This window comes from Streptomyces sp. NPDC020362 (assembly GCF_040642095.1).
Lineage (GTDB): Bacteria > Actinomycetota > Actinomycetes > Streptomycetales > Streptomycetaceae > Streptomyces.
In genome coordinates this window covers 132,455-151,999 of record NZ_JBFAET010000002.1, presented here as the reverse complement: position 1 = coordinate 151,999, position 19,545 = coordinate 132,455, and the positions used below count along the sequence as shown (strand labels likewise).

The following is a 19,545-nucleotide window of genomic DNA, read 5'->3' as shown; positions in this document are numbered from 1 at the left end:
GGGAATGCTGGCATGTGCATGCCCTGTCCGCACCGCCAGCCCCGTTCTTCCCCACTCGGAGGTTGATGTGTCCGGCAGTTCCGTGTACAGCCGTGCCCGCACCGCCGTGGCGTCCGCCGCGGCCTTCGCGGCGGCCGCGTTCGGCGTGTGGACCGGGCTCGGTGATGAGTCCGCGCACGCTGCGGGCGCCGTCCCCAGCCCGGACCACGTGGTGGTCGTGGTCTTCGAGAACCACGCCTACAGCCAGGTCATCGGCTCCTCCGGCGCCCCGTACATCAACTCGCTCAAGTCCGGCGGCGCCGGCCCCACCCGGTCCTTCGCCATCACCCACCCCAGCCAGCCGAACTACTTCGCCCTCTTCTCCGGCTCCACCCAGGGCGTCACGGACGACAGCTGCTACACCCCCGGATTCTCGTCCGCGCCGAATCTCGCCTCCGAGATGATCGCCGCCGGGCGCAGCTGGGCCAGCTACAACGAGACCCTGCCCAGCCAGGGCTCCACCACGTGCAGCAGCGGCAGGTACGCCCGCAAGCACAACCCGTGGTTCGGGTTCAGCAACGTGCCCACGTCCAGCGCGAAGACGTTCGCCCAGTTCCCGACGGACTACTCGACGCTGCCGCAGCTGTCGTTCGTGGTCCCGAACCTGTGCAGCGACATGCACGACTGCTCGGTGTCCACCGGTGACACCTGGCTGCAGAACAACCTCGGTGCCTACGCCACCTGGGCCAAGACCCACAACAGCCTGCTCGTCCTCACCTTCGACGAGGACAACCGGCTCAGCGGCAACCGCATCCCGACGGTCCTGTACGGCCAGCCGGTCACGGCCGGATCGTCCAGCACCACCACCTACAACCACTACGACCTGCTGCGCACCCTGGAGGACACCCAGGGCCTGACCACGCACGCGGGCAACGCGGCCTCCGCCTCGGACATCAGCGGAATCTGGGCGTCCTGACGTGTACGTAGCGGACAGCCGCGCGAACAAGGCGCCGGTGTCCGCGGAAGGCGCCGCCCGGCCTGCTGTGGCCGGGCGGCGCCTGACGGCGGTCGCCCCCACCGTGCTCGCCCTCGGCACGGTCAGCCTGGTCACCGACGTGTCGTCGGAGATGGTGACGGCGGTGCTGCCGCTGTACCTGGTGACGGGGCTCGGTCTGTCGCCGCTGGGCTTCGGGCTGCTCGACGGGATCCACAACGGTTTCTCGGCCCTCGTACGGCTGGTCGGCGGGCATCTCGCCGACCGGGGCGGCGGGCGGCACAAGTGGGTGGCCGGGCTCGGCTACGGCATCTCCGCGCTGTGCAGGCCGCTGCTGCTGGTGGCACGGACGCTGACGCCGATCGGGCTGATCCTGGCGGCCGACCGCACCGGCAAGGGGCTGCGTACGGCTCCCCGTGATGCGCTGATCTCGCTGTCCAGCACGCCCGAGATGCGGGGGCGCGCCTTCGGGGTGCACCGGGCGATGGACACCGCGGGCGCCCTGCTCGGGCCGCTGGCGGCCTTCCTGATCCTGCGGGCCACCGTGGACGGCTACGACGCGGTGTTCATCGTCAGCTTCTGCGTGGCGGTGCTCGGCGTGCTGGTGCTGCTGCTCTTCGTACCGGGGGGCCGACAGGTCGCGAGGGGCCCGCAGGTTCCGGGGAGCCCACAGGTTCCCGGGAGCCCGCAGGTTCCCGGGAGCCCACAGGTTCCCGGGAGCCCACAGGTTCCCGGGAGCCCGCAGGTTCCCGGGAGCCCGCAGCGCGGTGCCGAGGACGGCGGTGCGCGGCCCACCCTGCGGGCCGCCGTGGGGCTGCTTCGCCGTCGCGACCTGCGCCGCATCACCCTCTGTGCCCTGCTGCTGGGGCTGGCCACGGTCAGCGACTCCTTCGTCTACCTGCTGCTGCAGCGCCGCCTGGGCGTCCCCGGCCGCTGGTTCGCGCTGCTGCCGCTCGGCACGGCGGCCGCCTTCCTGCTGCTCGCGGTGCCGCTCGGCCGGCTGGCGGACCGGGTGGGCCGGTGGGCGGTCTTCCTGGCCGGTCACGGCGCCCTGCTGCTCGCCTACGCGCTCCTGCTCACCTCCTGGTACGGCACGGCCCTGCCGTACCTCGTACTGGCCCTGCACGGCGGCTTCTACGCGGCCACCGACGGCGTGCTGATGGCGGCGGCCTCCCAGGGTGTGCCGGAGGCGCTGCGCTCGTCCGGCCTGGCGGTCGTGCAGACCGGGCAGGCGCTGGCCCGCTTCGCCTGCTCGCTGCTGTTCGGCGCGGCCTGGACGGTGTGGGGCGACCGGGCGGCGCTGGCGGGGGCGGCGGGGGCACTGGTCGTCTGTGCGCTCTTCTCCGTCGTCGTCCGCCCGAAAGGTGCCGTACCCGCATGACCGTACGCACCCGCATCCTCATCCTGCTCTCGGCCGTCGCCGCGCTGGCGGGCGTCGGGGTGGCGTCCGTGCTGCACGCGTCGGTGCGGGCGGAGCGCCGCAATCACGTGCAGGCGGGCGGTCCGGCGGTCACGTCCGGCACGGTGCTGCTGACCGGGCACGGGCGCATGGTGTTCCGCAACATGGCGTGGGGCCCGCACCGCGACGAGCTGACGACGGTCCCGGAGTCCCGTCCGGCCGGCCCGCGCACCGCCTCGGGCGTCAAGTGCCTGCGCTTCTACGCCGCCTCGGGCACCGGGGTGTGCCTGCAGGCCGTGCACGGCCCGGTCTCGGACACCTACCGCGCCCTGATCCTCGACGCCCTCCTGCGCACCCGGGACCGTTACGACGTCCCGGGCATCCCCTCCCGCGCCCGGGTCTCCCCCACCGGGCACTTCGCCGCCTGGACGGCGTTCGTGGGCGGTGACTCGTACGCAGGCACGAACTTCTCCACGCGCACGGCGATCGTGGACACCCGCACGGGTGGGCTGATCCCGTCCCTGGAGGTCTTCCGGATCATCAGGGACGGCCACCCGTACCGGGCGGCGGACACCAACTTCTGGGGCGTGACGTTCGCCGCGGACGACCGCACGTTCTACGCGACGCTGGCGACCGGGGGAAAGACCTACCTGGTCCGGGGCGACCTGCGCGCCCGCACCGTCACCACGCTGCACACGAACGTCGAGTGCCCCTCCCTGTCCCCCGACGGCACCCGCATCGGCTACAAGAAGCGGGTCGCTGGGCTGCCCAGGGACGCCCCGTGGCACCTGTACGTCCTCGACCTGCGCACGATGCGCGAGACCCCGCTCGCCGAATCCCGGAGTGTCGACGACCAGGTGGTGTGGCGCGACGACCGCACGCTGGTCTACGCCCTGCCGGGCGACTACGGGGCCGACCTGTACACGGTTCCGGCAAACGGGTCCGGCGCGCCGCACCGTCTCCTGCCGGCCGCGGTGTCCGCCGCGTTCCTCGGCTGACGTACGACCCGGCCCCGGATCAGGGCAGCGTCCAGATCCGGACCGTGACGAGGTAGAACACGGCGGCCCAGAACACCATCACCAGGGCGACGATGCCGAGGCCGACGAGGTTGGTACGTGCCGCCGGTTCGTGGGCCGACGGCCGCAACCACTTTCTGAGCAGCGGGTTCACGTAGTACGGCATCGTGAGAAAGCTCATGAGGAAACTGGACAGCAGGTTGCCCACGAGCAGTCCGATCCAGATCGGCATCCTGAGCGGCGACAGGGCGAGCGACAGCAGCACGACGGTCGGGTACAGGCCGACCCACACGGCGACGGCCGTCCTGGTCTCGGAGGGCGGCGGGGGCACCTCCCTGCCGTTGCCTTCGAAGGCGAACCAGCTGCCGAACGAGTTGTCGATCGTGCGCAGTCTGAATTCGTTGAACTTCTCGCCCTCGGCGAGAACCTGCTGCCGCCGGGACGACGTCAGCCAGGCATCGAGATGCTCGGCGTTGTCGTACCGGTACAGCGTGGTCCATTCCTCCTGAAGGCCCTCGATGGGGCGGAAGAGCTCCGTTCCGCGAAATCCTTCGAACTTGCTCTCCTCCTCGCTCATGCGGTGCTGCCAGTCGAGGAAGTCGTCGACCTGGTTCGGGGGGACGCGATGGGTGACCACGACGGTCACCAGCGGATCCAGGGCCTGTGTGCCGCTGCTGACCACCTGCTGGGTCGCCGGACCCGCGAAGTACTTGCTGCCGGTGTCGAGAAAGGTCTGCCTGGTCGCGCTGTTGATCCACGCCTGCAGATGCGCAACGGAGTCGAAGCGGTAGATGACGACCCAGTCGTCCTGCAAAGGCGTCGGCGGGGACGTCTCCGCGCCGAGGAACCCGGGGTAGTACGCGGCGGCGGTGTTGAGGTCCTCCTGCCACCTCTCGTACTCCCGCTCCAGCCCTGGCCGGACCTGCTGGCCGATGATCGCCGTTGCCGCGGCGGCTACGGGGTTCCCGGTGTTCATGTCGCTCAGCCCGCCGACACCGACTGCTTCTCGTGGATCCGGCTGTAAATTCTCTCCGGAGTCAGCGGCAGCGCACGGCAGCGGACGCCCGTCGCGTCGTGGAGTGCGTTCGCCAGGGCGGGGGCGACCGGGTTGATGCAGCATTCCGCCATCCCCTTCGCCCGCATGGGCCCCACCGAATCCCCCGATTCCACCAGGAGCAGCTCGGTACGGGGGACGTCGGCGTAGGTGGGGATGCGGTAGTTGCGGAAGTTGGGGTTGGTCATGACGCCGTTCTCGTCGACATGATGGTGCTCCGTCAGCGCGAAACCGATTCCCTGGGCCACACCGCCTTCCACCTGTCCCCGGACCTGCGCGGGATTGATGACCACCGCCGCATCGGTCGCCTGGACGCTGTGGAGAATGCGTATCTCACCCGTCATCCGGTGGACGGCGATGCGGAAGCCCTGCGTGTTGGAGACGACGCTGCGGGGCGATCCGTAGGCCTTGCGGGCGGCGGTGAACCGGATTCCGCGCGCCCGGGCCAGTGCCACCAGCTCGGCCAGCGACACGCGCCGGTCCCCGCAGACGACACCGTCGTCGTCCATCGAGCACATCACGAGATGGACGCCGGTGTACGCGGCGGCGAATTCCAGAATGCGGTCGCGCACGGCATTGGCGGCCCGCAGTACCGCGTTGCCCGCCACGAAGAGACCCGCGCTGGCGAAGGCGCCGGTGTCGAACCCCGTGCGGTCGGTGTCGGACTGCACCAGGCGGATCCGCGTCGGCGTGGTGCCCAGCTGGTTGGCCGCGATCTGGACGTGGGCGGTCGAGGTGCCTTCCCCGAACTCCACCGTTCCGACGGCCAGCTCGTAGACGAGGTCGTCGCCGAGGGTGACCCAGGCCTCCGAGATGTGCTCGGTCGGGGGCGCGGTCTCGTGCAGGGAACTCGCGACGCCGGTCCCGACCAGCCACCCGGGGCCGGGAGGCGGCTGATCGGCCCTACGGGCCAGGGCGGCGCCCACCAGGTCGATGCACGTGCCGAGCCCGTCCTCGCTGAAGATCACGTCGTCGGGGCCGTCGTGCAGGGCGACCAGTGGATCGCCCGGCCGCACGATGTTGCGCCGGCGCAGTTCGAGCGGGTCGATGTGCAGGGCGCGGGCCAGCTCGTCCATCGCCGACTCCACGGCGAAGGCCGGCTGCGTCATCCCGTAGCCGCGCAGCGCCCCGCTGGGAACGGTGTTCGTGTAGACGGAGTACGCGTCGTACTTCTTGTTGGGGCAGCGGTAGATCATGACGGCGGCGCCGCCCGCGTACAGCGTTTCGCCGCCGTGGTTGCCGTAGGCGCCGGTGTTCGACACATTGCGGACGTGGAAGGCGGTGAGGGTTCCGTCCGACTTCGCGCCGAGCCTGACCGTCAGCTTCATCGGATGCCGCGGGGACGCCGTGGTGAACTCCTCCTCGCGGGTGTACTCGAAGCAGACGGGCCGGCCGGTGTCCAGGGTGGCGAGCGCCACCAGATCCTCGGCGATCACCTCCTGTTTGCCGCCGAAACCGCCGCCGACGCGCTTGCAGAACACGCGGACCTGGTCCGGGCGCAGCGCGAAGAGGTACTCGAGTTTGACCTTCGCGATCGACGGCGACTGCGAACTGGTGCGGACGTTCAGCCGGCCGTCCTGCATCCAGGCGATCGCGCCATGGGTCTCCAGGTGCGCGTGCTGCACGCGTGGGGAGAAGTACGTCCCTTCGTGGATCACGTCGGCCGCGGCGAATCCGGCGTCCACGTCGCCGATGTGCGAATGGATCTCCAGCAGGACGTTGCGGACGGGATCGCGGACGAACGGATCGTCCGAGCCGTGCAGTTGTGGTGCCCCCTCGGCCATGGCCTCCTCGGGGTCGAACACCGCGGGCATCGTCTCGTACACGACGGCGAGCCTCCGGCAGCCCTCCTCCGCCGCCCCGACCGTGTCGGCCAGTACCGCGGCGACGCGCTGGCCGACGAAGCGGACCGTGCGGTCGAGGACGAAGGTGTCGTCCGGATCGACCAGGTGATCGGTGTGGATCGCGGTGGTGAAGCGCTTGTTCGGCACGTCCTCCCAGGTGTAGACGCGGTGCACGCCGGGCACCTCGAGGGCGGCGCTCCTGTCGATCGAGACGATCCGGGCGTGCGCGTGGGGTGAGTGCAGCACCTTGAGGTGCAGCATGCCGTCGACACGGGTGTCCATCGTGAACTCGGCCCGGCCGGTGACCACGTCCTCGGCTGCCGGCGCGCCGACGCTCGTCCCGACCGCCTTTCCCGGTGCGGCCGTCTCCACGCCGGTGACGCCGTGCACGGCGTCCTCGACGGCCCGGTAGCCGGTGCAGCGGCAGAGGTTCCCCTTCAACGCCCTTGGCAGGTCGGCCTTCTGCTCCTCGGTGAGCGTCGCCGACGTCATGATCATCCCTGCGGTGCAGAACCCGCACTGGAACCCGGGGGCATCGCGGAACTGCCGCTGCACGGGATGCAGGTCGCCCGGTGCCCCGAGGCCCTCGATCGTGGTCACCTCGTGCCCGTCCGCGCGGAACGCGGGCGTGATGCAGCTGTGCACCGGCTCGCCGTCCAGCCACACCGTGCAGGCGCCGCAATCGCCCGCGTCGCACCCTTTCTTGACGCCGAAATGGCCGAGCTCGCGCAGGAAGGTGCGCAGGCACTGGCCGGGGCGCGGTTCTTCGGTGAATGTCCTGCCGTTCACGAGATAGGTCATGCCGGGTCCCCAGCCAATAGTTCGCGACGAATCTCTTCGGCGAAATGCTGCGTCAGGTGGCGACGGTGGCCGGGGGTTCCGTTGGGGTCGGCGAACCAGATGTCGGCGGGCATGGCGTCGATGCTCTGCCGCAGCGTCCGGGCCTCGGGCATGGAGTCGAAGGCGAGGCGCACCGGCCGGGTGGTGCCGGCGGTGAGGGTGAGCAGCAGGTCGTTCCTTCCCGGCCTTTGGGTACCGACGAGGAACACCGTCGAACGGCCGAGACGGGTCAGCGTGAACCGGCGGTGCGCGGTACGTTTCCTCAGCGCGCGGGCCGGAACGGTGATGCGCCGCAGAATCTCTCCGGGCGCGAGGATGTTCCGGTGGTCGCCCGTCACGAAGTCGAGGGCGTCGACCCTGCGCACGGAGCCGTCGGAGGCCCACAGTTCGTACTGCGCCTCCAGTGCGACCGTCAGCGTGATCATCGGGCCGGCAGGCAGGGACATACAGATGTTTCCGCCCACGGTCGCCGCGTTCCACACCTTGAACGAGGACAGGAACGCCTCGCAGCTCTTGCGGAAGAGGATTCCCGCGACCCATTCGGTCGGCGGTGCAAAGGCGTACAGCTCGCGGACCGTGCAGGTGGCGCCGATTTCGAGGCCGTCGTCCCTCACGGCGAGAGAATTCCAGCGCAAGCCTGTCAGGTCGATCAGCCGACGCAGATCGGGCTGCTCCGTGGAGAACAGCCAAGTCCCGCCCGCGAGCCAGGCATCGCCTTCGTGCCAGTCCGCTCCCGGCTGATCGGACGGCAGCCGGACGACTTCGGCAATCGTGTTGAGGTCCATGGGAACCGACCCCCGAACCCGCTCAACCAGCGCGTGGCACCGGGCACGTGCATTTTTGCTCGCGGGCATTCGGCCCGGCATACCCGGCGCGACTACCGAATGCCGACGGGATTCCGGCCGCTGCGGTCGGACCGTTCGAGGAAGGACCGGCGGGCTCGAAACATTCTTGTCAAGCGTATCGCAGCACGCCGAGGACGGCCTGAGGGGAACGCGTGCCGGGGCCGCGACACCGGCCCGGCACCGGCACCGGCGCGGCGGCGATGCCGCCCGGGGATCTGCGCCGAGCGGAGGGATGGAGGGGGCACAGCGGGGACCGGTGCGGAGACCGACGGGAACTGTGCGAGCAAGGCCGCCCGTGGCGACGCGCCGCCCGGATCCGGGGACAGCGAGGGCAACCCGACGTGCGTCGGCGAGCCGGCCCGCTGAGGGGGCCGAGGGTGCACGGTCGTCGGCCCTGTGTCGGATGCAGTGGCGTGACCTGGGCCGATCCGGCCTCGTTGACCCGGCTATGAAGAAGATCAGCGCACTCGCCGCGCTCACCCTGACCGGTCTCGCGCTCGCCACCCCGGCCCACGCCGGCAGCGGCGGCGACCCGGTCGGCCACGTCAACGTCGCCGGCCGGCACCTCACCGGCGCCTACCTCTGCAAGGAGGCGCTCGCGGTCGTCCCACTGGCCGCGCCGTGGACCGGCAGCTCGGTGGACGACGCCTGCGACAACCGCCCCCACGTGCACCACGCACGCGGCTAGGACGGTTCGGCGGTTCCGTCGGCCGACGCGCTCTGCCGTCCTCGGCGAGGCCGCTGCCGCCGGGGTGCTCGGGACCTCGGGATGCGCACGGGCGAGAGGATGCGCACGGGCGAGGCGTCCAGGCGAGAGCGGCGGCCCCCTTCAGGATCTCCACACGGAGTGCGGCCCGGCCCGGCGGCTCGCCCCGAGGAGCGGGCCGCCTTGTCGTGGCCAGGGCGAACAGCCCGCCCCGGCCCGGCCTGCCCCTACAGCACCGGCAGGTTCTTCCGCAGCTCGAACGCGGTGACCTCGGAGCGGTACTCGTGCCACTCGGCGCGCTTGTTGCGCAGGAAGTGGTGCGGCCCAGACACGACCTCACACGATCGATGTCGACGCGGCGTTGGCCAGCGGCCAAGCGGTCGTCGTTGGTCGTCGTTGGTCACCTCAGGCCGCCCTCAGACGGCCCACAGACGGCCCAGCCCTGGCCCCAGGAACGTCCCTGCGACAGGAAGTCGGGGCTCTCCGCATGGCTCCACAGCTCCGACGGCTGCGTGTAGGCCGGGAGCGTTGGGCCGACATCCACGAAGCGTTCCTCAAACTCGCCTACTGCCTCATCACCTCCGACAGCTCAGCTCCTTCTATTAGCACTACTACCAGTGGTGCAGTGGCGGGACTTCCTGATCGGGGCCAGGCTGGAAGTATCCGTAGAGTGCCGCCGTCAGGTCACGGGTGAGGCGTGATGGATTGGGAAAGAGTTCAGCAGGACGAGATCGAAAAGGCGATCTCCGATGTCCTTACTGAGTCAGAAATTCGATCAGGGATGAGCGAGGCCGGAGTTTCGGCCGAAGAACTGAAAAGGGAAATAGGGAAGCGAAAGGGAGATCTGGAAGCGGCTTACTCTGCCGAGTTCAGCCGCCTGAAGGAGATCGACCAACGCCTCGAGCACATGCGCCAAAGATCCGTCAAGGATGTCAGGTGGAAGAAGCTGGTAAAGATCTCTGGAGTCGTTGCTTGGTCCGTCATGGCCGCATTCTCTGTAACCGCACTCTCTCTCGCTATTGGAACCCAGGGGGGAGTTGTCGGGAAAATCTTTGCGGTTATAATCTTCGTTGCCGCGATCGCCGGCGTAATACCATCCATTCGCAATAAGCTCCGCCGCCGGAAGCGCGAGAACATGCCGACCCCCGAGCAATCGGTACTCCAGGGTAATCTAGACGCCGCATGGTCAGAATGGCGATCAGCACTCCGGGGGCGGGCAGTTGCCGGACTTGTTCGTGAGGAGATCAACCGTCGGAAGCCGTCATATTCACTGACTCTCGACATCAGCAATCCCAAAGGCCTGGCTGAACTCGAAGACCCACAGTTCCTCATCGCCATGCCAGCCGCTGAGGAGATCGATCAGTTGATCTCTACGATGCCTGGCGGGAGTATTGGAATATCGGGCCCACGCGGTGTTGGGAAGACTACGCTGCTGCGGCACTTCTGCTCAAAGGAACACGCTCCGCCCTCGGAGAGCATAGCCGAGCAGGCGTCGGTTCGCATTCTCATCCCGGCTCCGGTCAAATATGACGCCCGGGAATTTGTGCTGTTGCTGTTTTCCAGAGTATGTAGCGCGATCGCGCCCGATGAAGTCCTTTCGGTGACTGGTCATCGCGACGAGGATGAGGATAATCCGAGATACAAACTCCTCGATCTTGCCATCCTGACAGTCCTCTCGTTCGCATGTGTCTGGGGAATCTTCCTGTTGATCAGCACTCTGAGCGGATGGAAACTGAGGGCCAACTTCGCTCCGGCGATAATTTTGATATTTGCCTCCTGCGTCGGTTCGCTTTTTTGGGTGACTTATCGCAGCAAGTATCGGCGCGGACCGGGTGAGTTCACTGAAATCGAGACGACCTATGGTAAAGACGCAGCTGAGGCTTCTGCTCTCCTACGTGGGCTGGCCTACCAGCAGTCGGTCTCACGTTCCTGGTCTGCGGGAGTAAAAATCCCAGTGGGACTAGAGGCAGGCATTTCAGCAAATACGACGATGACTGAGAAACCCATGGGGTATCCGGAAATCGTGGCGCGGTTGAATGATTTCCTTAGAAAATTGGCAACGAGCAGGAAAATATTTATCGGGATCGATGAACTCGACAAGATCGACTCGGATGATCAGGTATATCAGTTCATCAATGATATTAAGGGAATCTTTGGGCGCGAAGACTGCTTCTATCTGATATCCATCTCGAACAACGCAATGAGCTCCTTCGAACGGCGTGGGCTGCCCGTTCGTGATGCGTTTGACTCTTCCTTGGATACGGTGGTGGACCTACATCCGGCCGAGTTGTCCATGTCGCGAACTCTAATGCGCCGCCGCGTCATCGGTATGCCTGAGGCTTTCCTTTACCTCTGCCACGTTATATCCGGAGGGCTGCCACGAGATCTCATCCGGGCGGCGCGTGAACTAGTCTCACTTGCGAGAGGAGAGCAGAACTCCAGTCGCACCCTAGAGGCGCTCACCCGGGCCATGGTGAAGACAGACCTGAAGCGGAAGATCCACGCGGTGGAAGTCGCCGCGCAGCGAATCGACTATGAGCCGGACGTAGGGGTGTTCATCTGCAACCTCCACGAGGTTCTACACGATTCGCCAACACTAACAAAAGAGTCCTTGCTACGCGACATGGACCGCCTTACCGGAGGAATCACCTCATCAGCAGGTGATCCTGATTTCGCGCGGTCCGCCCACGAAGAACTGAACCGCCTCCGCTTGGAGACAGCCGCCTACATGTACTTCTGCTCCACACTGGTCGGGATATTCAACAGATCCCTGGAGCGGGAGGCACTCGAGCACCTTTCCGACGGATCCGGCGACGGCTGTCTCTCCCGGCTGGCCCAGGTCCGCTCCGAATTTTCCGTCAATCCCAGGCTGGCCTGGGTGACAATTTCAGACTTCAGGACATCACACGGCCTTGCAGTCAAGCCCTATCCAGTCCCGACCCCGGTGTGAAGTGACACTGCTTGGGAGTTCTTAAATTCCAGGCCCGGATTCAGGCGCGATGAGCCCTATGATCCTGGAGTCATGGCCGGGAAGAGTACCCCGTAATCGTGTACCTGCTGCCCACGATAGGACGGCTGGTGGGTCCGCTAGTTCCTACATATCCGCCCGTGCCGTTCGGCCGCGAAACGCACAGGAAGAATGAAACCGTTGACAGGACAGAGGTGGCACTGCGTGTTGACGTGGAACGGTCTGCTGATCCTTCGGCATCAACCTAGAAACAAGCAGTGCCCCGGACAGAGTGTCCGGGCCCGCCCCTGGCTGGTCGTCAGGCGGAGCTGTCGCGCATCCTGCGTGTGCCTCTCGGAGACCTGCTCGGTCAGACCGTGCTAATGAAGGACGAGAAGCAGCAGGACGACGTTCCGGCCGTGCGCGACGCGCTCATGAGCCCACGCCGGCTGTCTCGCCTGCCCTTCGGTCCCGAGGCGGAGGTGCAGCTTCCCACACCCGTGCCCGTGGCCGTTCGTGTGGAGCAGGCATGGAACGACTACCAGAGGGGGCGGCTCGGCAGCGTCATCGCCGCGCTTCCCGCGCTCCTGCAGACCGCGCAAGAGCTGGAGGAGCGAGCCGCACGGCGCTTCGAGGATCGTAGCGATTGCCGGGCAGTAACGGCCCGTGCCCACCACCTCGCAGCAACAACGCTCGCGAAGATCGGTGAATCGGACATCTCATGGCTCGCTGCCGAGCGCGCGATGCGTGCCGCAGACGAATCCGACAGCCCTGGAGACTGAGACGGACCGTCCTCTAGGTCTGGTCTCTCTTCTTCGAGGCCGAAGCTGTCCGGCAGGTCCATCGTGGAAGCCCGCCTGTCGAGTCGTGTCTCGTTCTGCGCCGCCTCTCTGAAGAGTGCTGCCAGTTCCAGGCGGTCGGCCGAGGTGATCGGCGAGCCGTACGCGGACGCCGACGGCGTGCCGTGCCTCCCGATGTTCCGGCAGCCGGTCCTCGTCTTCGAGGGCACCAAGGAGACCCTCACCGCGGCCCGCGGCCGGGTCCTGGCCCGCGCCCTGCCTCGTGCCGTCTTCACCTCAGACTTCTTCGCTACCGGCAACGACCGCGAAAGCCGCGCCGCCGTCCGGGCCGTGCCGACGGAGGAACGGGACCTGGTGGGGCTGTCGGTTTGCAGGCCGCGGAGCGCGGTGGACAAGGTGCTGAAGATCGCACGGAGGCATACATGACTGAATCTGCAACTGAATCTGCACAGCGAAGGTGCAACTGCGTCACAGGTGCGATCTGTTGATGCGGAATTTTCCCTGTGGGAGCAGCCGTGGCAATAGCTGTCGGGTTCCTGTGCGGCGCTACATGTAGAGAAGCTGCCCTCAATTGGTGTGCATGCATGCACGGATGAGTAGCCGAGTGTTTCAACTGCCTTGCTGGGAGCAGCGACCGACTGGATGCCGGGCACGCTCCGTGATTTGATCCTTCGCGCCGCCGGGATCGCGCCAAGGTGTCCGGAAACGGATGGCGTGGGCTGCGGTCGCGGCCCACCGTCTGTCCCCTGCTTGGCCGCTCCCCCTTGTGGAACATCCATACGAAGGGCAGTTTCATCATGAACTCCGCTCCCCAGGTTCAGACCCTTGAAATCTCCGACGCCGAGCTCGACAACGTCTCCGGCGGCCTGAGCCCGCAGGCCGGCATCGCTGCCGGCCCCACGGCGATCAGCAGCTCGGACCTCGTGGCTCAGTTCGGCGCGGTCAAGGACGAGGTCCAGGACACCATCGGCCAGTACCACCAGGCAGGCGTCACTGTCTCCTTCTGATCGCCAGATCGCGGGATTTCCTCATCGCGTGATCGCTGATGGCCTGACCGGCAGCCTGACCGCCGATCGGCGACCACAGCAACAAGCCCCCTACCCGCGGGTCTCCACTGGTAGGGGGCTTGATCGTTAAAGGTCCCAGAGGCGGCCCGACTTGGCAGCAAGGCATGGCGCTTCCTTTTGTCAGTGCGTGCGGCTATGGCGCGTCCGCCATCAAGGGCAACGCGCTGGGGATGGGCTTTGGGAGCCAAGACAGGACTGCTGGTGTACGCCGACGGCGACGTGCCGGAGCTGCTGCGCCATGTGGACGCGGCAGACCTTGCTCGGACGACCAGCATGATGCGGCAGCTCTACCCGGGCCGGGAGATCGAGGAGTGCGAGGGCTCGAATCTCTGGGACGGCGTCTACCCGCCGAAGGGAACAGCGTACGCAGCCAGCTGGCCGGGCGTGGAGGTCATCGGTGATCAGAGGGTGATGATCGACGCCCCCTCCCAGCTCCCGGAGCACCTCGTCGTGGCGAGTGCCGGCCGACGGCTTGTCCTGCATGCCATGCACAGCGTCGTGGACTGGCTGGCGTTCGCCGTATGGGAGGACGGGCGCCTCGTCCGCTCCCTGGCCTGTCCCCGGACAGCGGCATCATCGAGAACATCGGCGAACCACTCCCCTTTGAGCTGCCCTACTGGGCCGGAGAGCGCCCGGCCGACACCGTCCCGTGGCCTGGCGAGGAGGAGCCTTACGCCCTGCCCTTTCACCCGTTGGATCTGGGCGAAGACGCGCTGCGGGCGCTCTGCGGCTTCATCCAGGAGGGCCGTCCCGAGCTCGATGACGTCGACGCGGACGCCATCGGGCTGTACGGATTCCATGTGCGGGAGCCACACAGGCCTGATCCTGCGGAGAAGGAAGCGGAGCTGCGCAGGGCCGTGGAAGCGATAGATCCGCCACGCTTCTACACACTGGGCCCTGATGGCTCACTGATCGAGCGCGACGGCCTATAGCTCACGACCTCTTCGTCCCGAAGCAACTTGGGTAGGTGCTCGACCTTGGGCCGGTGTGTCTCTCACCTGCTGCGATGGTCCGTAGGTGTGCGCGGGTGTCCGCCGCCGTCCGCCAGCGTTGTCACGCAGTTAAACACTCAGGGCTGCTGCGCCTGTCGGCACACCTGTGACAGGTGACTACCGTGGTTCGTACGCTGTGGTTACCGGGATTGCTCGCAGCAGCTGGGATTCGCACGTCTTCGCTCGTGCCAGAAGCGTCCCCGGGTAGAAGCCCCGCGCCGCGCCCGACGGGTAGTCGACGGTCATCTCCAACTTGCGGGTGACGCAGCAGGTCACGACCGGGCCGCGACAGCTGAAGCCATCGTTCAAGCGGATGACGACAGGTCAGGTGCAATCGGACGCAAGGGGCGCCTACACCACCTTTAATTGGCTTGACGTTGCCAGTCGATCGACGTACATGTACGGCAGGGGAGAGGCTTTTTGCAACACAGAGGGCGGAGGGAGCGTCAAGCTTCACTGCGAGTGCCATTGGTCTTATACACGCCACGATAAGGGACCCAACGCTCTTGGAGGGCGCATGCGCAGGGCGACCGCAGATTGTGTTCTGACTGGAGCTCGCGTCCGCCTAGGTCGGGGACACTGGGCTAGAGCAGTAGCTGTCCGCGGAGGAAGAATTGCCGCAATTGGACGCGATTTTTCCAGCATCCGTGACCTGATCGGACCTCATACGCGGGTAATTGAGTCAGCTGGAGGGCTGGTTGTCCCGGGCTTCCAAGACAGTCACGTGCACGCACCCTTCGCGGGTCTTGATAGACGACGTCTCTCTCTTCATGGCATGAAGGGGCGATCCGACTACCTTGAGGCGATCGCCACCTACGCCCAGCGTCATCGTACAAATTCGTGGATCGTTGGCGGTGGTTGGGTGGCAGAACACTTCCCCAATGGTTGTCCACGGAAGGAGGACTTGGACATCGTCGTGCCTGACCGGCCAGTGTTTCTATTCAACGGAGATTTGCACGGAGCATGGCTAAACTCTCGGGCGCTTGAGGTGGCCGGCATCACGAAGAACACCCCGGACCCTGTCGACGGTCGCATCGAACGTGACCCTGTTACCGGAGATCCATTGGGGACCTTGCAGGAAGGCGCAGCATACTGGGTCAACGACTACTTTGTTCCACAGCCACAACAAGAGGAGTGGGAAGCAGCAATTCTGAATGCTCAGCGTTACCTGCACTCTCTCGGTGTCACAGGTTGGCAGGACGCCTGGGTTACTCCCGCTACCCAAACCGCCTACGAGTCACTCGCTATGCAAGGGCGATTGACAGCCCGAGTCGTCGGCGCACTATGGTGGGACAGGAACCGGGAAATGGAACAACTCCCTGAACTGTTGGAGCGCAGGGAACATGGGCTCGCCGTGACTTCGCCCATGGCGCACTTGGGCTCGGGATTTTTCCCCACGTCAGTGAAGATTATGACGGATGGAGTGCTAGAGAACTTCACTGGAGCTTTGTTGGAGCCGTACTGTGACGGGTGTGGTGGTGATAGTGGCCGACGGGGCGTCACGTATCTAGACCGAGACCTATTGACTCATGCCGTCACTGAGCTCGATACTCAAGGGTTTCAGGTCCATTTTCACGCGATTGGAGATCGCGCCGTACGAGAAAGTCTCGATGCGATTTCCCGCGCTCGCTCCTCCAACGGCAGGAATGATCGACGTCACCACATCGCCCACGTACAAGTCGTCCAGCCAGGCGATATCGTACGCTTCAAAGAATTGGAAGTTGTGGCCAATTGTCAAACGTTCTGGGCGCAGAGCGCGAGCGAAAGAGATGATCTAACAATCCCCTTTCTTGGAGCGGAGCGGGCTAGGCTGCAATTTCCGTTTGCTGCGTTGCTTGCGTCAGGAACTCGACTGGCCATGGGGAGCGACTGGGCAGTGACCACAGCTGACCCTCTCGAGCAACTTGAGGTGGCTGTCACCAGAACCTCACCCCAGGACCGTGACCACTCCCCATTTTTACCTGAACAACGCATAAGCCTAGATGATGCCCTAGACGCATTCACTGCTGGTTCTGCGTACGTCAATCACGACGACCAGGGCGGCCGCATTGCGGTGGGAAGCCGCGCCGACCTTGTTCTACTGGACACCGATATTTTCGCCCCAGGGTTCGTCACGGACCATGCGGCACCCATTTCAGATGCACGTGTGCAACTCACAGTGGCTGGCGGCGCAGTGGTCTACGATGCCGAAAGCTAGCGAATCAAACCCGCGGCATAGTGGCTGGCGGAGGCGGCTCCGAAAGATGTGGCGTCAACGTCGGCCACCAGGACGGGTGATCGAGCACAACCTGTCGTATGGCAGGAGAAGTTACGAACATTCCGGCTACATAATAATCCCAGCAATCATACTCACTTGCCCCCGGAGCCAGTGATTTAATCATGAGGCCATAGTCGAGAGCGTCGGCGAACATGTGAGCTAGAGTCAGGACCTGTTCCCTCTCATCCCCAGGCTCCGGCACAGCAGCACCATGAAAGAAGTACTGATTCAGCTGGGGGTGCTGGAAGATGAGCGTACCGACGTTGTGGAGCCTTTCAACACTATTATAGATGGCTGATGCAGCTGCGATTCCGTTGGTGATAACCGTTTGCCGCGTCAGTTGGCGAATTTGCCAGGCAGAAAACAGAATCGAGAATACTGCCGCTGCAGAAGCTATGATGCCAAAGATCAGAGTACTCAAGGCTCCCCCTCGTGACACGAAACCCCTGTGGGACCTTCCCTGATCTGTGGACTTTAATCCCCGTTTGTGCCATCGGCGCGGGCAGGTCAATTCACTCCTGTATCAAACAATGCAGGAGCACCTCGGGCCACGGATTCGCGTCAGATGGGTTCTGCGACCGCCTGGAACCCTTGCTGCCGCGGCGTAAACTCGGGTTCAGCCTCTCGGCGACGGAGGTGATCTCGTCGTTCTCGCAGGGCGTTCACCCGCACAGACCTACCGAACCCCCTCAACTGTCAGGCAATCACTCGACATTGCCCAATCAAGGTCAGTAGCCGTCGGCGAATCGACGAGAGCAAGCTACGACGGCCAGCCCGTGACCACGGTGCTGGGGCCCTCAGCTTGGGAAGCTGCGGCTCCTTGGGGCCCCTCGGTGCCCGGACCTGTGCGAACGGTTGTGCCGTGCTCTCATGGTGCTGGGCTGCTTTCACCGTGATTCCCCGCTGTTCCCCGCTCGATCTGGTGCGGTTGTGGTGCGGCCGTAAAGAGAACATCTGGCGCCGCGTTCAGTGATCGTGGAGGCCGCACTCAGCCGGGTAGAGAGAAGAGCCTGGGAAGACCCCGGAACGTGTTTGCCTGAGTTGGATGCACGCGGCACCGTACGCGTCGGCTGCCAGGGCGTCGATACATGCCAAACATGCCGCGTTATAAGGCCCCTGACCAGGTGAGACGGTCGGGGGCCGTTTTGCTGCGCGGTGCCTGCTCGTCGCCGTGGTTTTCCACTTGCAGGCGTCGGGCCTGAGACCTGCTGCCCGCCTCATAGCGGTCGGTGAGCGGGGAAGCGAGTACCCGGCCCCGCTCACCATGGGCGTCTTTCCTGGCTGGATGTCTCGATCAGGCGGCGCCGTACCCCTCGCCCGAGGGGTCACGCAGTCCGGCAACGCCGTCGGGAGTGCCGATGCCAGTGGGAGCGTCGTATCCCGGCACCGCGGAGAAGGTACCCGCAGTGCCGGTGGTGATGTCGAAGAAGTCCTGCGGGTGGGCGTAGGGGTAGGAGTTGGGGAAGGTGCCCGCGGCGGGGTTGCCGGCCAGGGCGTACATCCCGGCCATCAGCGGGGGTGTGACCTCCGGCCTTCCCCGTTGTTCCCCGCCGCGCACTGCCTGATCGGGCACGTGGGGGGCACGCGTGGCCTTCTCCCGCCCGCGCAGCGCTGTGAGGCATCGGGGGGCCGCAAGAAGCCTAGTCGGAGCTTGAACTGCCATTCACGCCCTCCCATGGTCCGGTCGTGCTCATGTCGCGTGGTCGGCGATCACATAGCAACCTGGTGTTGTGACGCGCCGCGAAGCCAGGCGCTGGCCATCGTGGGAACCCGGGAGGCGTGGTATGGCCAGACGATCACGACTCGTGTTGACTGGCGCTGTCCTGCTGTGTGCGAGTGTGGCTTTGCTCGCTGCGGTCTTCTTCATCACCCGGAATAGTCAAGGGCTGGGCGGTTCGACGTCGCCTTCTGCTACGTCGACCGGCGGAGAAGCTACTCCACCCAGCGCCCCCGGCACAGAAGCTACTCCACCCAGCGCTAGTGGCGGCGAGAGCCCTAGCTCAGAGTCGCCATCACCTACGCCGACCGTGACCGCGACGGTCACTAGGACGGTCCCGCCGGGGCACGCTGACGACACCTCTCCAGCCAAGGTGGGAGACGCCCCCGCAGTCATGACTGCGGTTGCAGCGCTGATTATGGCTGGAACGGGGGTCGCGACATTCGTCGTGGGAATGCTGAAGGACCGTCGGCCGCCTGGCGGGGGCGATGGGCACTGACCTGCAGGCCTCTGGTGTGCTCGGCAGATCTCTCAACCCACCACCCTCCCCAGCTCCCATCCCGTCTGCCGTCGGCCCACACACCGTGGAGCGGGCGTGGTTCAGGGCGTCCAGGTGGAGCGCGCCACTGTACGAACGACCTGGACGCCCTGGGCCGCGTCTGCTCCACGGTGTGTGGGCCGATGGCAGACGGGATGGGAGCACCCCACGCACGCCACTAGTCGACCGGCACCCGCGAACGGCGCCCCCGCCATCTCGGAGCCTGAGCGCCCCCGCCGGAGGCTGGCTCTGACCGTGGCTCGCTCTCTACGGTGATCAACTCATGTCCCAGCTCTGGCCACGTGGGCGCGCGTCGGCGCAGCGCGCGCAGAGCGGGCCGAAGGCAGGAGCGCAGCGCGCAGCGGAGCCGGGAGCGCGCCCGGCGGAGCGGAGCGCAGCCGGCTTGATCGATGAAGCGAAAGTTGGAACAGCTCGCTGCTGAGCAGCGCGAGCTGGATTCCGGGGACGCCTTGGAGCAACACATGGCCCGAGCTCCAAGGATGGCTGTAGGCGTCGGAGATTTACTCTGACGGCCCAGAGACGGCCCAGA

General features: G+C 65.9%; 16 protein-coding genes. 10 read left to right on the top strand and 6 right to left on the bottom strand.

What is annotated here, in order from left to right; genetic code table 11:
* Positions 1 to 67 precede the first annotated feature (67 nt).
* The 3 genes from AB0H32_RS01955 to AB0H32_RS01945 are packed head-to-tail and all read left to right on the top strand — an operon-like array spanning position 68 to position 3,370.
* The gene (locus AB0H32_RS01955) at positions 68 to 955 is read left to right on the top strand and encodes an alkaline phosphatase family protein (RefSeq protein ID WP_361112666.1); all 888 of its coding nucleotides are present in this window, start codon (positions 68 to 70) and stop codon (positions 953 to 955) included.
* Position 956: 1 nt separating this feature from the next.
* Positions 957 to 2,354 carry an MFS transporter gene (locus AB0H32_RS01950; RefSeq protein WP_361112663.1) on the top strand — a complete coding sequence of 466 codons (1,398 nt, stop codon included), beginning with the start codon at positions 957 to 959 and terminating at the stop codon, positions 2,352 to 2,354.
* Positions 2,351 to 3,370 (top strand): TolB-like translocation protein, encoded by a 1,020-nt coding sequence (locus tag AB0H32_RS01945; protein WP_361112660.1) that lies wholly within the window; start codon positions 2,351 to 2,353, stop codon positions 3,368 to 3,370. The genes AB0H32_RS01950 and AB0H32_RS01945 overlap by 4 nt, the downstream gene beginning before the upstream one ends.
* Before the next feature lie 19 nt (positions 3,371 to 3,389).
* On the opposite strand, the gene AB0H32_RS01940 is transcribed toward AB0H32_RS01945, so the two are convergent.
* From AB0H32_RS01940 to AB0H32_RS01930, 3 genes are read right to left on the bottom strand one after another with little or no spacing between them, the layout of a single operon-like run.
* Complete coding sequence (locus AB0H32_RS01940) at positions 3,390 to 4,364, bottom strand: antibiotic biosynthesis monooxygenase (protein ID WP_361112657.1); 975 nt, start codon at positions 4,362 to 4,364, stop codon at positions 3,390 to 3,392.
* A 5-nt stretch (positions 4,365 to 4,369) separates the two neighbouring features.
* Positions 4,370 to 7,087 (bottom strand): molybdopterin cofactor-binding domain-containing protein, encoded by a 2,718-nt coding sequence (locus AB0H32_RS01935; protein ID WP_361112654.1) that lies wholly within the window; start codon positions 7,085 to 7,087, stop codon positions 4,370 to 4,372.
* Entirely contained in the window at positions 7,084 to 7,911 is an 828-nt protein-coding gene (locus AB0H32_RS01930) for an FAD binding domain-containing protein (protein WP_361112736.1), read from the bottom strand. The genes AB0H32_RS01935 and AB0H32_RS01930 overlap by 4 nt, the downstream gene beginning before the upstream one ends.
* A gap of 508 nt (positions 7,912 to 8,419) precedes the next feature.
* On the opposite strand from AB0H32_RS01930, the gene AB0H32_RS01925 reads away from it, so the two are divergent.
* Positions 8,420 to 8,659, top strand: a complete 240-nt coding sequence (locus AB0H32_RS01925; RefSeq protein ID WP_361112651.1) for a hypothetical protein — start codon at positions 8,420 to 8,422, stop codon at positions 8,657 to 8,659.
* A gap of 245 nt (positions 8,660 to 8,904) precedes the next feature.
* Here the strand turns inward: AB0H32_RS01925 and AB0H32_RS01920 are convergent, their stop codons facing one another.
* Positions 8,905 to 9,009: a glutamine synthetase gene (locus tag AB0H32_RS01920; RefSeq protein ID WP_361112648.1), complete on the bottom strand. Its 105-nt coding sequence runs from the start codon at positions 9,007 to 9,009 to the stop codon at positions 8,905 to 8,907.
* A 365-nt stretch (positions 9,010 to 9,374) separates the two neighbouring features.
* Between AB0H32_RS01920 and AB0H32_RS01915 the strand changes: the two genes are divergently transcribed.
* The 6 genes from AB0H32_RS01915 to AB0H32_RS01890 all read left to right on the top strand — a co-directional run bounded on the left by AB0H32_RS01915 (position 9,375) and on the right by AB0H32_RS01890 (position 16,680).
* A complete protein-coding gene (locus tag AB0H32_RS01915) occupies positions 9,375 to 11,627 on the top strand; it encodes a hypothetical protein (RefSeq protein ID WP_361112645.1) in 2,253 nt (750 codons plus the stop codon).
* 380 nt (positions 11,628 to 12,007) lie between these two features.
* Positions 12,008 to 12,406: a hypothetical protein gene (locus AB0H32_RS01910; protein WP_361112642.1), complete on the top strand. Its 399-nt coding sequence runs from the start codon at positions 12,008 to 12,010 to the stop codon at positions 12,404 to 12,406.
* Positions 12,407 to 12,514: 108 nt separating this feature from the next.
* Positions 12,515 to 12,850, top strand: a complete 336-nt coding sequence (locus tag AB0H32_RS01905; RefSeq protein ID WP_361112733.1) for a DUF2000 domain-containing protein — start codon at positions 12,515 to 12,517, stop codon at positions 12,848 to 12,850.
* 371 nt (positions 12,851 to 13,221) lie between these two features.
* Positions 13,222 to 13,431, top strand: coding sequence for a hypothetical protein (locus AB0H32_RS01900; protein ID WP_361112639.1), 210 nt, complete (start codon positions 13,222 to 13,224; stop codon positions 13,429 to 13,431).
* 581 nt (positions 13,432 to 14,012) lie between these two features.
* Positions 14,013 to 14,423 (top strand): hypothetical protein, encoded by a 411-nt coding sequence (locus AB0H32_RS01895; RefSeq protein WP_361112636.1) that lies wholly within the window; start codon positions 14,013 to 14,015, stop codon positions 14,421 to 14,423.
* A 373-nt stretch (positions 14,424 to 14,796) separates the two neighbouring features.
* Positions 14,797 to 16,680 (top strand): amidohydrolase, encoded by a 1,884-nt coding sequence (locus AB0H32_RS01890; protein ID WP_361112633.1) that lies wholly within the window; start codon positions 14,797 to 14,799, stop codon positions 16,678 to 16,680.
* Between the two features lie 4 nt (positions 16,681 to 16,684).
* Here AB0H32_RS01890 and AB0H32_RS01885 read toward each other — a convergent pair whose 3' ends face one another.
* Together AB0H32_RS01885 and AB0H32_RS01880 are read right to left on the bottom strand one after the other, a co-directional pair.
* The gene (locus tag AB0H32_RS01885) at positions 16,685 to 17,161 is read right to left on the bottom strand and encodes a hypothetical protein (RefSeq protein WP_361112630.1); all 477 of its coding nucleotides are present in this window, start codon (positions 17,159 to 17,161) and stop codon (positions 16,685 to 16,687) included.
* Positions 17,162 to 18,034: 873 nt separating this feature from the next.
* Positions 18,035 to 18,250 (bottom strand): hypothetical protein, encoded by a 216-nt coding sequence (locus AB0H32_RS01880; protein ID WP_361112627.1) that lies wholly within the window; start codon positions 18,248 to 18,250, stop codon positions 18,035 to 18,037.
* Positions 18,251 to 19,545: the final 1,295 nt, after the last annotated feature.

Bases quoted from the DNA above. Each gene is read 5' to 3' on its own strand.
- AB0H32_RS01910 (WP_361112642.1), top strand. From the start codon at position 12,008: ATGAAGGACGAGAAGCAGCAGGACGACGTTCCGGCCGTGCGCGACGCG.
- AB0H32_RS01880 (WP_361112627.1), bottom strand. From the start codon at position 18,250: ATGGCCGGGATGTACGCCCTGGCCGGCAACCCCGCCGCGGGCACCTTC.
- AB0H32_RS01900 (WP_361112639.1), top strand. From the start codon at position 13,222: ATGAACTCCGCTCCCCAGGTTCAGACCCTTGAAATCTCCGACGCCGAG.
- AB0H32_RS01945 (WP_361112660.1), top strand. From the start codon at position 2,351: ATGACCGTACGCACCCGCATCCTCATCCTGCTCTCGGCCGTCGCCGCG.
- AB0H32_RS01925 (WP_361112651.1), top strand. From the start codon at position 8,420: ATGAAGAAGATCAGCGCACTCGCCGCGCTCACCCTGACCGGTCTCGCG.
- AB0H32_RS01935 (WP_361112654.1), bottom strand. From the start codon at position 7,087: ATGACCTATCTCGTGAACGGCAGGACATTCACCGAAGAACCGCGCCCC.
- AB0H32_RS01940 (WP_361112657.1), bottom strand. From the start codon at position 4,364: ATGAACACCGGGAACCCCGTAGCCGCCGCGGCAACGGCGATCATCGGC.
- AB0H32_RS01895 (WP_361112636.1), top strand. From the start codon at position 14,013: ATGGGAGGACGGGCGCCTCGTCCGCTCCCTGGCCTGTCCCCGGACAGC.
- AB0H32_RS01930 (WP_361112736.1), bottom strand. From the start codon at position 7,911: ATGGACCTCAACACGATTGCCGAAGTCGTCCGGCTGCCGTCCGATCAG.
- AB0H32_RS01890 (WP_361112633.1), top strand. From the start codon at position 14,797: ATGACGACAGGTCAGGTGCAATCGGACGCAAGGGGCGCCTACACCACC.